Annotated in this window: 16 protein-coding genes; 13 read left to right on the top strand and 3 right to left on the bottom strand. The window is 34.1% G+C overall.

What is annotated here, in order from left to right; all coding sequences use genetic code 11:
• Positions 1–135: 135 nt before the first annotated feature.
• From QMO11_RS16025 to QMO11_RS16075, 11 genes are all read left to right on the top strand, one after another.
• A complete protein-coding gene (locus tag QMO11_RS16025; RefSeq protein ID WP_282038302.1) occupies positions 136–849 on the top strand; it encodes an XRE family transcriptional regulator in 714 nt (237 codons plus the stop codon).
• Positions 850–1,049: 200 nt separating this feature from the next.
• Positions 1,050–1,460 carry a DUF134 domain-containing protein gene (locus QMO11_RS16030; RefSeq protein WP_282038304.1) on the top strand — a complete coding sequence of 137 codons (411 nt, stop codon included), beginning with the start codon at positions 1,050–1,052 and terminating at the stop codon, positions 1,458–1,460.
• 7 nt (positions 1,461–1,467) lie between these two features.
• Positions 1,468–1,782 carry a NifB/NifX family molybdenum-iron cluster-binding protein gene (locus QMO11_RS16035; protein WP_282038305.1) on the top strand — a complete coding sequence of 105 codons (315 nt, stop codon included), beginning with the start codon at positions 1,468–1,470 and terminating at the stop codon, positions 1,780–1,782.
• 60 nt (positions 1,783–1,842) lie between these two features.
• Positions 1,843–2,037, top strand: a complete 195-nt coding sequence (locus QMO11_RS16040) for a hypothetical protein (protein WP_282038307.1) — start codon at positions 1,843–1,845, stop codon at positions 2,035–2,037.
• Between the two features lie 51 nt (positions 2,038–2,088).
• Entirely contained in the window at positions 2,089–2,457 is a 369-nt protein-coding gene (locus tag QMO11_RS16045; RefSeq protein WP_282038309.1) for a NifB/NifX family molybdenum-iron cluster-binding protein, read from the top strand.
• Positions 2,458–2,459: 2 nt separating this feature from the next.
• A complete protein-coding gene (locus QMO11_RS16050; RefSeq protein ID WP_282038311.1) occupies positions 2,460–3,329 on the top strand; it encodes a P-loop NTPase in 870 nt (289 codons plus the stop codon).
• Positions 3,326–4,213: an ATP-binding protein gene (locus tag QMO11_RS16055; RefSeq protein ID WP_282038313.1), complete on the top strand. Its 888-nt coding sequence runs from the start codon at positions 3,326–3,328 to the stop codon at positions 4,211–4,213. The genes QMO11_RS16050 and QMO11_RS16055 overlap by 4 nt, the downstream gene beginning before the upstream one ends.
• A 24-nt stretch (positions 4,214–4,237) precedes the next feature.
• The gene (locus QMO11_RS16060; RefSeq protein ID WP_282038315.1) at positions 4,238–4,672 is read left to right on the top strand and encodes an acyl-CoA thioesterase; all 435 of its coding nucleotides are present in this window, start codon (positions 4,238–4,240) and stop codon (positions 4,670–4,672) included.
• Positions 4,673–4,883: 211 nt separating this feature from the next.
• Positions 4,884–5,699 carry an alpha/beta fold hydrolase gene (locus QMO11_RS16065; protein ID WP_282038317.1) on the top strand — a complete coding sequence of 272 codons (816 nt, stop codon included), beginning with the start codon at positions 4,884–4,886 and terminating at the stop codon, positions 5,697–5,699.
• A 6-nt stretch (positions 5,700–5,705) separates the two neighbouring features.
• A complete protein-coding gene (locus QMO11_RS16070; protein WP_282038319.1) occupies positions 5,706–7,094 on the top strand; it encodes a sensor histidine kinase in 1,389 nt (462 codons plus the stop codon).
• A gap of 11 nt (positions 7,095–7,105) precedes the next feature.
• The gene (locus QMO11_RS16075; RefSeq protein ID WP_282038321.1) at positions 7,106–7,483 is read left to right on the top strand and encodes a response regulator; all 378 of its coding nucleotides are present in this window, start codon (positions 7,106–7,108) and stop codon (positions 7,481–7,483) included.
• A gap of 6 nt (positions 7,484–7,489) precedes the next feature.
• On the opposite strand, the gene QMO11_RS16080 is transcribed toward QMO11_RS16075, so the two are convergent.
• Positions 7,490–9,367: a tetratricopeptide repeat-containing sensor histidine kinase gene (locus QMO11_RS16080; protein ID WP_282038323.1), complete on the bottom strand. Its 1,878-nt coding sequence runs from the start codon at positions 9,365–9,367 to the stop codon at positions 7,490–7,492.
• Between the two features lie 309 nt (positions 9,368–9,676).
• Here QMO11_RS16080 and QMO11_RS16085 point away from each other — a divergent pair, with 309 nt between their 5' ends.
• Both QMO11_RS16085 and QMO11_RS16090 read left to right on the top strand, forming a co-directional pair.
• Positions 9,677–10,333: a DUF6261 family protein gene (locus tag QMO11_RS16085; protein ID WP_282038325.1), complete on the top strand. Its 657-nt coding sequence runs from the start codon at positions 9,677–9,679 to the stop codon at positions 10,331–10,333.
• 400 nt (positions 10,334–10,733) lie between these two features.
• On the top strand, positions 10,734–12,056 hold the full coding sequence (locus QMO11_RS16090; RefSeq protein WP_282038327.1) for a flotillin family protein: 1,323 nt from the start codon (positions 10,734–10,736) through the stop codon (positions 12,054–12,056).
• Between the two features lie 78 nt (positions 12,057–12,134).
• Here the strand turns inward: QMO11_RS16090 and QMO11_RS16095 are convergent, their stop codons facing one another.
• Complete coding sequence (locus QMO11_RS16095) at positions 12,135–12,839, bottom strand: hypothetical protein (RefSeq protein ID WP_282038329.1); 705 nt, start codon at positions 12,837–12,839, stop codon at positions 12,135–12,137.
• A 151-nt stretch (positions 12,840–12,990) separates the two neighbouring features.
• On the bottom strand, positions 12,991–15,027 hold the full coding sequence (locus QMO11_RS16100) for a M3 family metallopeptidase (RefSeq protein WP_282038330.1): 2,037 nt from the start codon (positions 15,025–15,027) through the stop codon (positions 12,991–12,993).
• Positions 15,028–15,109: the final 82 nt, after the last annotated feature.

Consider the following 15,109-nt stretch of genomic DNA (forward strand, 5'->3'; position numbering starts at 1 on the left):
TCAATAATTTAAGCAATAATTCTTATATTTGACAGAGTATTCACTTTTTTAACACAGTGCACATGTGTATATTTGCAGCATTATGTTGATTTTTAAGACATACTGATTCATAAAAATTTTAGACAAATAAATACAATGTTTTTTCCCACCAATATTAAGTACCTACGCAATAGAAAGAAGCTTTCGCAAGCTGCTTTAGCCAAAGAATTAGAGCTAACTAGAACCAGTTTAGCGGGGTACGAAAAAAATATTCAACCTCCTTTTAGAGTACTGATTCGATTTGCCGAATATTTCGACATGTCGGTTGATGCCATCCTCAGATATAACCTAAAAGCACTATCGGAATTTCAGTTATCGCAAATTGAACAAGGTTTTGATATTGATATTACGGGTAAAAAATTGCGCTTACTCACCATATCGGTAAACGACGAAGGCGACGAAAATATAGAAGTAGTACCTATTAAGGCACAAGCAGGCTATACAAATGGCTTTGGCGATTTAGAATATATTGAATCATTAGATAAATTCTCTATTCCATTTTTACCTAAAGATAAAACTTACCGCACTTTTCAGATACAAGGAGATTCTATGCTGCCTGTTCCCGAAGGAACTTGGGTTACATGTTCGTATATTCAGGATTGGGAAAATATTAAGGATGCTACGCCTTGTGTAATTGTTACAAAAGACGAGGGTATTGTGTTTAAACTAGTTTACAATCAGCTCGACACCAAACAAAACTTTCAGTTGGTTTCGACCAACAGATTATATAAACCCTACGAATTGCATATTAAAGAAGTACTTGAAATATGGCAATTTGAAACTTACAATAAGTTCGACATTGACTCTTAAGTCAACAATTGATAATACATCATTTTAAAGGCACAAAACTCTAGCAGTTCTTTGTGCCTTTTTTCTTTTAAAACAGTCTAATCAAACTTAATTCACTCACCTTTTTTATTAAAATTTATTCAATTATATTTTATAATGAGAATATTCTCACTATGTTTGTAGTGAGAATATTCTCAATTAAACTTTTGATTGTTGAATAAATGCCACGTCAAAGAAGACTCAGAAAAGTAGTTGCTCCACCAAAATTTAAGGGTTTTAAACCTTACGGAACATCAAACTCATCGGCCACAGCCATAGAGTTACTATATGAAGAATATGAAGCATTAAAACTGGCTGATTACGATATGATGAACCACAAGGAAGCCTCGGAACTTATGAATGTTTCAAGGGCTACCTTTGCGCGCATCTACGAAAGTGCTCGTAGAAAGATGGCTCAAGCTTTAGTGGAAACTAGGGAAATTAAGACTGTTTATGGAAATGCCGAAATGGATGAAAGTTGGCACTTATGTAATGACTGCCATGCTCGATTTACAATGCCTGAATCTGCGAAAAAAGATACTTGCGCCTTATGTAGCTCCACTAATATTGAATCGTTAAAAACTACTAATTAATACAATTATGAAAATAGCAATAACAGCACAGAGTAATAATACAGAAGCTTTATTTGATCAACGTTTTGGACGGGCCGAATATTTTTGCGTGTACAATAGCGAAACACAAACAAGTGAATTTGTAAACAACGAAAATATAAAAGCAAGCAATGGTGCAGGTACTAAGGTTGCAGAGTTAATGGCTGAATTAGGTGTGGGAAAAGTTATATCGGGAGATTTTGGACCAAAAGCCAAGGAGTTACTTGATAAGCTAAATATACAGATGGTTATTATTACTGATGAAGGGCAAAGTGTGGCTACGGTTATTCAGAAAATAAAATAATACTAAAAATATCAAGCTACGCCTTATTCTTTTTACAGAAAAATCTAAAAATAAATACATATGTCACTATTTAACGGTAAAGGACCTGGAAATAAAGGTTCAGGAAAAGGACGTGGATTAGGAAAATGTAATCCACGCAATGAAGAATCAGCTAAGGATACTGCAACTATGGAACCAAGAACAGGGCGTGGCATGAGACGACGATTCCGTAATTCTGGTAAGGGATTGGGAAGAGGTAGGAAATGCCAAGAATAGTTCAACAGCTCGTTTTATAAAAAAACAATCTAAACAATAAATAGCATAATCATGACAAAAAAAATTGCAATACCAATTAACGAAGCGGGTGTTTTAGATGCGCACTTCGGACACTGTAAATTCTTTGCATTTATAACTGTAAAAAATGGTAATATTAAGTCAGAAGACAAATTAGTTCCTCCGCCACACGAACCTGGTGTGCTACCACAATGGATAGCAGAGAATGGTGCAAGTGATGTTATTTGCGGCGGAATGGGTCGTAAAGCCATTGATATTTTAAACAACAAGCAAGTAAATGTTTTTGTAGGCGCTCCACAAGAGGATACAAAAACATTGGTTGAAAGCTTTTTAAATAACACCTTAACTTTTACAGCGAATTACTGTAATCATAAAGAAGGACACACTTGCGATAGCCATTAATTATGTCGTATAAGATTGCCATATCAAGCGGTAAAGGTGGTACTGGAAAAACTACGGTTTCTATCAACTTATTTTATGAGTTACAAAACCACTTTAAAGGTAAAGTAACATTAGTAGATTGTGATGTAGAGGAACCCAATGATCTACATTTTTTGCTAAATGCTAAAGAAACGACATCAGAAAACATCAGTCAATTAATACCTGTAATAAATACTGATGCCTGTACTTTTTGCAGAAAGTGCACAGAATATTGCGAGTTTAATGCAATAGTGGTGATTCCTAATGCTGAGTTTGCAGAAGTGAATCCAAACTTATGTCATTCGTGCGGCGCATGCTCCTTTGCGTGCGAGTACGGTGCCATAAACGAAGTGGAACACAATATTGGAAGAGCAAGCTTTTTCAATATAGGCGATAAGGCAAATTTTAGCGAAGGTAGATTAAAAGTAGGTTCTGCAATGCAAACCATGCTAATAGGCAAACTAAAAAAACTGGTTTCCGATGAAAATGAAGTCTTCATTTTCGATTCACCCCCGGGAACCAGTTGTCCCGTTGTTGAAACCATGAACGATGCTGATTATGTTGTTTTAGTAACAGAGCCTACTCCTTTTGGACTTCATGATTTAAACCTTATGGTAAACTTATTAAATGAGTTAAGCATTAACTATGGCGTTGTGGTAAATAAAGCAGGCTTAGGCAATCGTGATATTTACCAATATTTAACAAGTAAAAACATCACTCTACTGGGTGAAATACCCTTTAGTAAAACCTACGCTTCGAATTACTCAATGGGCCAGTTGCAACAAAATAAGCCTTCCGAAATTGAATTTGCTTACACAAAAACGGTAGATGCACTTTTAAAAGAAATACAATGACTGAAATTACAGTACTAAGCGGAAAAGGCGGAACCGGAAAAACAAGTATCACGGCGGCTTTAGCCACTTTAGCTAAAAACAGTGTATTTTGCGATAATGATGTTGATGCTGCTGATTTACATCTAATTTTTAAACCTAAAATTAAGAAAGAAGTGGCTTTCAGCGGCGGATATACAGCTACAATAAACGAAGACAAATGCACCAAGTGTGGCTTATGTGAAAGCCTTTGTCGTTTTGATGCTATACGTAAAAGTGAGCAAGGCACATTTAGCGTTAACCCATACCAATGCGAAGGATGCCGCTTGTGCGAACGCGCTTGTCCTACAGAATCCATTTCATCTGCGCAAAGCAACAACAATTTTTGGTACACTTCCTCTACCCGATTTGGACCACTGGTGCATGCGCATATGGGACCCGGCGAAGAAAATTCGGGCAAATTGGTTACACAAATTCGTAAAATAAGTAAAGAAATTGCGCGTAAAAACAAGTGCAATTTTATACTAAACGATGGACCTCCTGGTATTGGCTGTACAACAATTTCATCCTTATCGGGAACCAATGCAGTATTATTAGTTATTGAACCATCAAAAACAAGTTTACACGATGCGAAACGTTTAATCGAATTAATTCAGAGCTTTAAAATAGAACGTGTTTACGCCTTAATTAATAAATACGATATTAATTTATCGCTAACTACCGAAATTGAACAGTATTTACAAATTGAATGTATTCCCATTTTAGCAAAAGTTCCATTTGATGAAGCCTTTGTTAAAGCAATGCTCGTGAGTCAATCAATAATAGAATACGATAATTTGGGAACTACAACCAAAATAATTAAAAGTGTTTGGCAACAACTAGCTAAAACTGAAACTACACCACAATAATTAATTACCAACAAATAAACTACTATGATTTCTCACACAATACAACTTCGCCCACGTTATGGCGAGGTAGATCAAATGGGCTATGTATATCATGCCAACTACGTAAGTTATTGTCACCAAGCTCGTACTGAATTACTCAGGGAAATAGGTTTACACGACAGTTATTTAGAAGAGAATAATGTGATGCTACCCGTAATCTCTTTTGATATAAAATATAAAAAGCCGGCTCATTATGATGAGTTAATCAACATAAAAACCACTATTAAGGAAATTCCGAAAGTGAGGTTTGAGTTTGATTTTAAAATTTATAACGAGAGTAAAGAAATTATCTCAATGGCTAAATCAACTGTTGTATTTGCAGATGCAACAAGCCGCTTACCTATAAAGATTCCACCTTTTATTTTAAACATAATCAGTAAATTAATTAAAAAAGAAGATAATATTTATTCCTTTATATAACTTCCTTCCCTACCTCCCACTTAACTCATTTAAGTAATTGAATACCAAGAGAAACAACGTCAAAAAAGTATATAATCCATTACACATAAACAGCGTACAAACAATTCAAGAACATCTAATAATAACAGAAATTAAATATTTAACACTCATTATGTTTTGACAAGTGTTTAAAGTTCACTAACTTATTTAGGATAAAACTAACCTTAATAAGATGAACTTAATTAAATATCAATACCAAAATATCGGAGAAAATAAAATTGCCTACAAAAGGCAAGGCGAAGGACAAACTATTTTATTCATCCATGGTATTGTTACTTATTCTTTTATTTGGAGAAATATTGCACCTTCTTTTGCAGCCAAAAATGATGTAATTACACTTGATTTACTAGGCTGTGGTTTCTCTGATAAACCATTTAACCAAGATCTTTCTCTCAAAAAACAAGCTCAGATTATTCATGCATTTTGCAGTAAGCTAAAACTCCAGAATATAATATTAGTCTGCCATGATATAGGCGGTGGAATTGGGCAAATACTCGCAGTCAACTACCCTGAATATTTTTCTAAACTCGTACTAATTAATTCAATTGGATATAACTATTGGCCAGTACAACCAATTATTTCATTGCGCATACCTATTATCAGACAGTTAATCATATCAGTTCTTGATATGGGTATGTTAAGCTTAATTATTAAACGAGGATTATATTACAAAAACAACCTAAATAGCGAGTTACTAACCCTCTTTTCTTTACCTCTAAAAAATGTTGATGGCAGAAAAAGCTTTTTACAATTTATTAAGAGTTTAAACAACAAAAATTTAGTAGAGATTGACACACAAATATCTGAATTAAATATACCAACATTAATTATTAGAGGAGCAGCTGATATATACTTAAGTGAGGCCATTTGCAACAGGTTACACACTCAAATTAAAAACAGTAAACTAGTTACCATTAAAACCGGGGGGCACTTTATTCAAGAAGATGAACCTGAGTTAATTTCAAGCTATATTAAATCTTTTATCTAATTAACCATGCCAGACTTTAAAAATAATAAAACAGTCCATAGTGCTCAGTTAAAAATACTGGAGCACGAAAATGAAATTCTCTCTATAAAAGTAGAGGAATCTTTATTATTAAATAAAATATTCGAAGAAATTGGTCACTTCCAAGAGATTGAACAACTTTTAAGCGATGCGCTTGAATGTATATCTGTTTTTTTAGATTTACCAGTTACTGCCTTATATGATTATGAGGATAACCAATTTATTTACGTTGATGGATATTCTCAAATACATGATATACCAAATTGCAATGTAAGTATTAATATTCCTCAGCACCTGTTAGAGGAAGATACAGGTACTAAATTTCACTTTTACAAAGGTGCAGAATCTATTATAATCAAGGATGATCATAATACTTTTTCGTCGAGTTGTATTGGATTAATTGCACTTAGAACCGTGGTTCATAAAAACAGATATTTTCTATTTGCAACTAATACCAACTCACTTGATCTTGAGCAAAGAATTCCGATTCTTAAAAAAGTAGTTCATATTATATCGCGAAGACTTGAACGTATTTATTATCAAAAAGAATTGAAGCTCGTTAACTCAAAACTTCAGGCCACTAATGCAGCATTAAATAAAAAGAATCAGAATCTATTATCAAAAAATGAAATAATAAATGCGCAGAATATCGAGCTTAAGCGAACTATGAAGAACCTTAAGGAAGCACAAGCTAGGTTAATTGAAGCGGACAAAATGGCTTCGATAGGGATACTAACTGCGGGGATTGCACATGAAATTAATAACCCGCTAAACTATATTATGGGAGCCTACTTCGGACTAGAAAATCATTTTAAGGCTCAAAACCAAGAGGATGATGCAACCATAAAAATACTAATGGATAGCATAAAAGAAGGCATAGATAGAACAGCAAATATAGTACAAGGACTAAGTAACTTTAGTAGACAAAATGACAAGTTTGACGAGGATTGTAACTTAAATGAAATAATTGATAATTGTTTATCGATACTTCAGTATCATATTAAATCGAAAACTGAAATTATAAAAAACTATAGCACGGTTAGAATATGCAAAGGTAACGTTGGAAAGTTACATCAATTGTTTTTAAATATAATTTGTAATTCGGTACAAGCAATCAGTAAAAATGGTTTAATCAATATTTATATGGAGAAACACAAAAATAATATTGAAATAACTATTAAGGACAATGGTTGTGGAATCAGTGAAACAGATTTGCACAAAATTACAACGCCTTTTTACACAACAAAAGAACCAGGTGTTGGTACAGGTTTGGGCTTATCAATTTCGTATAACATTATAAAAGAGCACAAAGGAAGCATAGAGTTTAAGTCAATAATTAATATTGGCACAACTGTTGTTATTGCTCTTCCAATATAAAAACATATAATATGAATAATTCTATAGGAATACTTTACGTAGATGACGAGCCTATTAATCTTCAATTATTCAAGATAAATTTAGGCAATAAGTATAATATCTTTACTGCAAATAGCGGCAGTAATGCTTTAGAGGTATTAGCTCAGTTTAAAAAACAAATTAATGTTATTGTAAGCGACTTTAGAATGCCAAAAATGAATGGCATAGAGCTTATAAATACCGCAAAACTTAAATATCCTTCTATCAATTGCTATATGCTTACTGGTTTTGATACCAATAAAGAAATTGACGAAGCTATTGACAAAGGAACTCTAAACAAATGCTTTAGAAAACCTTTTAACATGGTAGAAATTGATTACGAAATGAAGGCTATTGGCGGAAGTGTATAATAGTATTTATCTCAACTCTGTAGCTTTCCTTTTATAAGGAATTTCAAAAGAAAAAGTACTACCCTCTCCTTTTTTACTTTTTATTTTTAGAGTCCCTCTGTGTTTTTCAATTAAAGTGGAACAAAAATATAGACCTAAGCCTGAACCCATTTCTCCACTAGTGCCTGCGGTTGAATTATGGTTATCATTTGATAATATACTATTTATCTGCGACTTCGACATTCCTACTCCATTATCGCTAACACTAAATTTGATTTTATCTGCTTTTAGAGCACACGATATCTTAATTATAGAATCCTGCTCAGAAAACTTTATCGAGTTACTTAATAGATTACGCAATATGGTAAGTAACATATTCCTATCCCCACAAAAATTAATATTATCTACCTTTTTAATAATACAAATATGCTTTGTATTGGCTAAGTGCGATACATGACTAATTGCATCGCTTATTAAGGAAAATGAATTAGTATCCTGACACGTAGGCTCAAAGCCTTGAGTATTATTTTGCGACCACAACAATAAATTTTCCAATAAATTATGTGTGGAATTAACCATAGGTACAAACTTTTTTAATAAGCCATCTATTGATTCATTATCAAGCAATTTATGATGCATTAATTGTGTAAAGTTCTTCAGATTACCTATAGAATCGCGCAAATCGTGGCCAATTATACCCAATATTTTACGCATCGAATCGTTTAACTTATCAAGTTCAATAAGTAAGTTACGGTTAACATTATGCTCTTTATTCTTTTTGTAAAAACCAATTGCTACCATACATAGCAGCAGAACTATTAACACACTAAAACCTATTAAAAACTGTTGCTGCTTCCACAACTGGTTATTCATGTCTTCACTGATCTGCAAATTACGCTTATTCAGTTCAAGTGCATGCTTGGTACCCAAGGCATCTATCAACTCATTATTATTTTTTGATTCAAGCGTATCAATATACGCACGTTCTTTTCTGGCATAAAGGAGTGCGCGACTGTAATACCCATTTTGCTCACAAAGACTACTGAGAAGAGCACTACTTTCTTTTAAAAGCTTATAATTACCAAGCTTTTCCGATCGTTGTAAAGCTTCTTTAGCGGAACTAAAGGCTGATGAAATTCTTCCGCTTTCATACTCCACTTCGGCAATCATATGCAGCTGTTTTATCACCTCATACTCTGAAGGTTCTTCCTCAAAAAAGGCCTTTGCTCTTTTGTAATGAAATAATGCCTTACTATAATTCTTTTGATTTTTTTCTGCTGTCCCGAGGCCATCATAAATATATCCATATAATTTATCGGTTTTACCATCTAAATAAGTAAGCGCTTTATTCAAATAAATAACTGCACTATCGTTTTTATTAACCTCTAAATAATAAGATCCTATATTATTAAAATTATAGCTGAGCGCTACACTATCATTGGCCTCTTCGTTATACTTTCTGGCTATTTGAATATGATCAACAAAGAGTTTCTCGTAACCCAAATTGTAATAATCAACAGCAATATTACTATGGCATAAAGCAAGCAGACTTGAGTTTCCTTCTGATAAACTTGTAGCATCATCAAGTATGGCAAGCGATTGCTTATACTCTCCATTCATTGAATAAATTTGACTTAGGCCTACTGATGCATTAACAATGCCTGTGATATCCTTTAAATCAGTAGCTAAGTCATGAGATTTTCTATAATATTCTATGGCCTCATCTGATGAATTATAGGTAAGGTGTTTAGCCATTTCACGGTACAACTCTACTTTAACGGTATCTTCATCCGCAATTGAAATAGCATATTTTAGGCTATCAGTTTTGCTAATTTGAGCCGACAGCTTACCAGAAACAATAATTAAAAGGGTGGTTAGTAAGATTGTTTGTGAAACAAACTTCATAGATTAAATAATATTACAATTACATATAAATGGGATAGGTAAGTGTTATATTATTAATATTTAAGGGCGCTAAAGTAATGATTTTTATTTATTCACAAAGAATAAACCGCTTCTGATATAAAACTGTTAGAATTGATAATATACTCAAGATTTCTATACCAATTATAAACATCTTCATCCGCAAAAAATATGCATTAATCATAAATCTGAATCATCTAAGCCATAATATTTATCCATTTTTTGAATTATGTAATATGTTTAAGATATTAGTCGCATTAAACAAAATAACCTTAAAATTTTTAATTTACTATGGAACTTATTGTATTGCCTCGCCTAAGTTTAAACCATCTGCAAACCATTACCGAAGAATCTGTTAAACTATGCGAAACCATTCCGGAACTCAGCGCTGCCATTGAAAAGGTAAATAATGTGTTAGAGCCTTTTAAAGAAGGGATGCTTAAAGAATCGCTTACCGCCGTTGATAAAAAAAATACGGATTGGAAACGTGATAGATTAACCAAAGGGTTTATTAAAAGTGTGAGAAACGAACTCCTTTTTGATCATTCTGATGCCGAAATTTTAGAAACCCTAAAGCAACTAAACAAAGTTGTAGATAAATATGGTATTGAGGTTACTCGCTTACCTTTAAATGCTGAAACAGCAGCCATTGATAATCTTTTAAGCGATGTGGCACAGATTGATATTACTTCATTATCGAACACAGGTATTACACGATGGATACCTAAAGTGAATGATGCCAACCAAGCATTTAAAATAGCCAACCGCGATTATAACGCTAAAACCACATCGAATAGCGCCATTAATTCGGCCTCATCAATAGCTCCATCGCTACGTAAATCTGTTAATGGTTTATATGCCATGCTTTTCGGATTAATAATGATGTCGCCTAGCGATAATTTAATCTCAACCTATAAACAACTTGATACTTTAGTTGACACCTATTAAAACCGAGTAAACGAGCTCTACTGATGAGCTCGTTTTAATTTTTTCACCATTTCAAAAATGCACAATGCCTCTGCACCCATGCATCAGGCTGATTCAAAACTGTAATACACTTCGGTAGATGTGCCTAAGGCTATTTCAAAATTAAAACACCCTTTTTCATATATGCATAACTTATTTTCAAAACTGACATACCCTTTTTCATACGTACAGAAGCCTATTTCAAAACTGTTTTACCCCTCTGCATAAGTGCACAATACGCTTACATAAATGTTTTTTGTAAAAGTTTAACAACTCATTTTTAACCGCTACTTTGCATACATAATTAATCATCGGCTTAAGCCGATATACTAAAAAACACATTGCCTCGAGCATTGTAATCTTAAACTTAAATCATATTATTATGACTACATTTTTTGGCGTTTTCGCCATTATCATCGGACTAATTGCGCTTATTATTTCGGCGCTAAACAAAACCAACAGTAACTTCCCAAGCATCTTAAAAAGCATTAAAAAAAGTCACTCTTATTTCCTATTCGGGATAGGTATATTCTTACTATTGACCAAGTCGTTATTCTTTTTTGCCGATCGTGGATTTAACTACCTACTGGTATCGCCAACCGGTAAAATGAGCGCTGTTATGGAGCAAGGTATTAAGTGGCGTGGCTTTGCTAAAATAGACAAATGGCAGAAGTATATTGATGTTAAGGTAGTAAGTAAAGCAACCGAATCAGATATTGATGAACTAGAAGGCGTAATGAGTCCTATTCCAATTCGTTTTATCGATCAGGTTACTGCTCTTGGCCATGTATCATTACGCTTTCAACTGCCTACAGATAACGAATCGTTTATTGGGCTTGCAGTTAAGTATCGTACCATGAGTAACTTGGTAAACAACACCATAATTCCTACCGTTAGAGAACAATTAACGAACACGGGTTATATGTTTGCTGCACAAAATTACATCTCAGGTGAAGCTCAGTCGTTCCGACAAACTTTTGAGGAGCAATTAAAAGGAGGAACTTATGCCGTAAATAAAATTGAGGTTAAGGATACCATTTTTAATCAGATTGAAGAACTTAAAACGGCGCGTACTATTAAGGAGATACAAACCAGCTATATTGTTGAAAAGATTCTAAAAAATGGAATTCCAAAACGTATACCTCACGAATTATCTGAAAACAATATTATTGTATCTCAGGTAATAGTTGATAAAATTGACCTTGAAGCTACCTTTAAACAACGCTTAGAAGCGCAACGCGATGAATCGGCAAAACGCCAGCTTGAACAACAAATGATTGAAACAGCCAAGGCCGAACAACAACGTATTGTTGCCCAAGGGGAACGCGATAAAGCTGAAGAGCGTGTTAACCAAGAGAAGGAACAGGTGAAGGCCCTTATTGCCATTGAAACCAAATTAAAGCAAGAAGAAACCAATAAGAAACTTGCAGCCATCGCCTTAGAAACAGAACGCTTAAACGCAATGAAGCAAAAAGTAACGGCTGATGCCGAGGCTTACGAAATCTCGAAAAAGGTAACTGCTGGTATTACTCCTGAAGTGAAACTTCAAATGGAACTTGATCGTGATGTAAGGGTAGCTGCCGAGATAGCAAAAATCACTTTCCCAGAAACAATGATTATGGGTGGTAGCTCAAATGGCGGAACCCCACTTGAAAGTTTAATTGGTGCTGCAATGGCTAAGCAATTACAAACTACTAAGAAATAGAATAGTTCATACGTACATTAACTGAAAGAGCCTGATGTGAATACATCAAGCTCTTTTTTTATACTTTATAAACAAACCCTAATATGAAGGAATATATAAGTTTGTTAGGGTATTTTCGTAAGGACTATTAGGGTTATAGATAATCTCAAAATAAATATTTTTATCATCACCCTCTCTGTTAGGGCTATGCATAGAAGCCAATTGTCCTATATTTATTGTCGATATATCTAAACCTGTTGTTTGATCTTCTTTATCCAAAAATTCTCCCTCAAAAACATTAACCAATACTAACTTTACATCTTTACCTTCTTCTTGCATAGATGGCTTATACATCAGTTTTAGTTCATTCTCTTCATGATCTTTAAGATATTGTACCTGAAGGTTTACATTTGTTCCTGAAACAACAACTCCTGGAGTGTCATATACTAAGGTATGCTCAATTTTAGCGGTATCAGACTCTTCTAAAACAACAAAATCCTTAAGCTCTACATCAGCCATAGCTAATACTTTTACTAGGTAGGTATTTTGGGCAAGTGTCTCATCAAGTTCATAAGTTAGTACACAACGTTGTCCATTTTCTAGAGAATCAGCAAATAGAGCAATACTCTCTTCGTTAAACTTTAGCATTCTAAACCCATCTACATCAATAGTAATACCATCATCCATTTTAAGAACATTACCATAATCTCTAAAAGAACTCACAAAATCTTCCGAGTCCTTAATACAAGCACTCATTAGTAATACTAATAATGCGGCTCCCCAATAATTTTTCATCTTTATCATCCTAATAAGTTTATTTTTTATCCTAGTAACACTTTTTAACAAAAAGTGCGCCAATATACATATTTACCTTCACTATTTCTTTTAAAATGTTAAAAAAAAAGCTGTTCATTTTTAAACGAACAGCTCTACTTTATATTATACTAAGGATAGCCTATTTTACCAAACCTTCTCTAATTAGCAATGCATCATTAGTTGGTTCTTGTCCTCTAAAGGCAACATATAAATCCATAGGGTGCTGTGTTCCCCCTTTTTCAAGGATGTTCTTTCTAAACGAATCCGCAGTTGCCTGATCAAAAATACCATTCTCTTTAAATACGCTAAAGGCATCAGCATCTAATACTTCGGCCCATTTATAACCATAGTATCCTGCGGCATAACCACCGGCAAATATATGTGAGAAAGCAGTGCTAAAGCAAGTTCCTTCAACTGCAGGAAATAACTCTGTTGATGCCATTGCCTCATCTTCAAATGTATTAACATCACCTTCAAAAGCATTTTCTAAACTATGCCATGCCATATCGTCCATACCAAATGATAACTGACGAACACTTTGGTAACCGCTTTGGAAATTAGCAGACTCCATAATTTTAGCCACTAAATCATCAGGAATTGTTTCTCCTGTTTGGTAATGTTTCCCTACTTGCTTTAACCATTCTTTTTCAGTTCCCCAGTTTTCAAGAATCTGCGATGGAAGTTCAACAAAATCGCGGTAAACATTGGTACCACTTTGACTCACATAGGTACACTTACTTAACATACCATGTAAACCATGACCAAACTCATGAAGGAAAGTACGCACTTCTTGATACGTTAATAAAGATGGCGTATCCTCTGTTGGACGGCTAAAGTTACAAACCAACGAAACAAACGGACGAACATCTGTACCATCTTGAACAAATTGCTCGCGATAATTAGTCATCCAAGCCCCTCCTCTTTTACTCTCGCGTGGAAAGAAATCTAAATACAAAACAGAAATAAATTTGCCTTGTGCATCAAATACCTCATATGCTTTAGCTTCTTCGTGATATGGAGTAATATCAGCATTAGCTTTAAATGTTAAACCAAATAATGTATTGGCTAAACCGAAAATACCTTCTTCAACCTTCTCAAGCTGAAAATATGGTTTAGTCATTTCATCGGTGATGCTAAACTTCTCATTCTTTAATTTCTCTGAATAGTAAGCAAAATCCCATCGCTGTAATTTACCTTTTAAACCATGTGTGTTGGCATAAGTTTCTACCTCTTTTACTTCTTCTTTTGCAAAAGGAAGCGATTTATCCAATAGTTCCTCTAGAAAAGCATTTACCTTTTCAGGTGTTTGCGCCATTCTATCTTCAAGTACATATGCTGCGTGACTCTTAAATCCAAATAATTGAGCTTTTTCAAGTCTAAGGTTTACAATTTGCTTTACAACATCGTTATTATCATGATCGTTTCCTTTGTTAGCACGCATTGAGTAAGCCATATAAAGCTCCTTACGTAACGCTCTATTATCGGCATACTTCATAAAAGGCACATAACTCGGGAATTGCAATGTAATTACCCAACCTTCTTTTTCTTTAGCTTTTGCATCGGCTGCTGCTGCTGCAATAATCGCATCTGGCAAACCTGCTAGCTCCTTTTCATCGGTAATATGTAATTCGTAAGCATTGGTTTCTGCCAATACGTTTTGTCCGAAAGTAAGTGTTAGTTTTGATAGCTCCGTGGTAATCTCGCGGTAACGCTCTTTCTCCTCACCCGTTAATAAAGCACCACGTTTAACAAAACCTTTGTAGGTATCTTCAATTAATTTAAGTTGCTCTTGATTGTAATTGTTTTCCTCTTTGGCGTCGAATACAGATTTCACCTTGGCAAAAAGCGCTTCGTTTAACCAAATATCATTTGAATGCGCCGTTAGTATTGGAGAAACCTCTGACGCTATATTTTGAATATTATCGTTGGTATTGGCTGAATTAATATTGAAGAAAATATTGGCAATTCTGCTCAAATTCTCACCAGCATACTCCATTGCAAGAATGGTATTTTCAAAAGTTGGCGCTTCCGAATTAGAAATAATCTTGTCAACATCTTCCTTTGCCTCTTTAATAGCCTCAGTAAAAGCAGGAATATAATGTTCCTCTTCAATCAACTGAAAAGGCGGAGTTTGATGTACTGTTTTAAACTCTGAAAGTAATGGATTGCTGTTCATATTGTTTTTGTTATTGCTACAACTCATTTGTAATAGTGCACAAATTAAACAACTAAATACTAAATTTAGTTTCTGCATAGGA

Source organism: Saccharicrinis aurantiacus (assembly GCF_947489045.1).
Classification (GTDB): Bacteria; Bacteroidota; Bacteroidia; order Bacteroidales; family Marinilabiliaceae; genus Saccharicrinis; species Saccharicrinis aurantiacus.

Coding starts and splice junctions, on each gene's coding strand:
- QMO11_RS16025 (WP_282038302.1), top strand. CDS start 136: ATGTTTTTTCCCACCAATATTAAGTACCTACGCAATAGAAAGAAGCTT.
- QMO11_RS16030 (WP_282038304.1), top strand. CDS start 1,050: ATGCCACGTCAAAGAAGACTCAGAAAAGTAGTTGCTCCACCAAAATTT.
- QMO11_RS16035 (WP_282038305.1), top strand. CDS start 1,468: ATGAAAATAGCAATAACAGCACAGAGTAATAATACAGAAGCTTTATTT.
- QMO11_RS16040 (WP_282038307.1), top strand. CDS start 1,843: ATGTCACTATTTAACGGTAAAGGACCTGGAAATAAAGGTTCAGGAAAA.
- QMO11_RS16045 (WP_282038309.1), top strand. CDS start 2,089: ATGACAAAAAAAATTGCAATACCAATTAACGAAGCGGGTGTTTTAGAT.
- QMO11_RS16050 (WP_282038311.1), top strand. CDS start 2,460: ATGTCGTATAAGATTGCCATATCAAGCGGTAAAGGTGGTACTGGAAAA.
- QMO11_RS16055 (WP_282038313.1), top strand. CDS start 3,326: ATGACTGAAATTACAGTACTAAGCGGAAAAGGCGGAACCGGAAAAACA.
- QMO11_RS16060 (WP_282038315.1), top strand. CDS start 4,238: ATGATTTCTCACACAATACAACTTCGCCCACGTTATGGCGAGGTAGAT.
- QMO11_RS16065 (WP_282038317.1), top strand. CDS start 4,884: ATGAACTTAATTAAATATCAATACCAAAATATCGGAGAAAATAAAATT.
- QMO11_RS16070 (WP_282038319.1), top strand. CDS start 5,706: ATGCCAGACTTTAAAAATAATAAAACAGTCCATAGTGCTCAGTTAAAA.
- QMO11_RS16075 (WP_282038321.1), top strand. CDS start 7,106: ATGAATAATTCTATAGGAATACTTTACGTAGATGACGAGCCTATTAAT.
- QMO11_RS16080 (WP_282038323.1), bottom strand. CDS start 9,367: ATGAAGTTTGTTTCACAAACAATCTTACTAACCACCCTTTTAATTATT.
- QMO11_RS16085 (WP_282038325.1), top strand. CDS start 9,677: ATGGAACTTATTGTATTGCCTCGCCTAAGTTTAAACCATCTGCAAACC.
- QMO11_RS16090 (WP_282038327.1), top strand. CDS start 10,734: ATGACTACATTTTTTGGCGTTTTCGCCATTATCATCGGACTAATTGCG.
- QMO11_RS16095 (WP_282038329.1), bottom strand. CDS start 12,839: ATGATAAAGATGAAAAATTATTGGGGAGCCGCATTATTAGTATTACTA.
- QMO11_RS16100 (WP_282038330.1), bottom strand. CDS start 15,027: ATGAACAGCAATCCATTACTTTCAGAGTTTAAAACAGTACATCAAACT.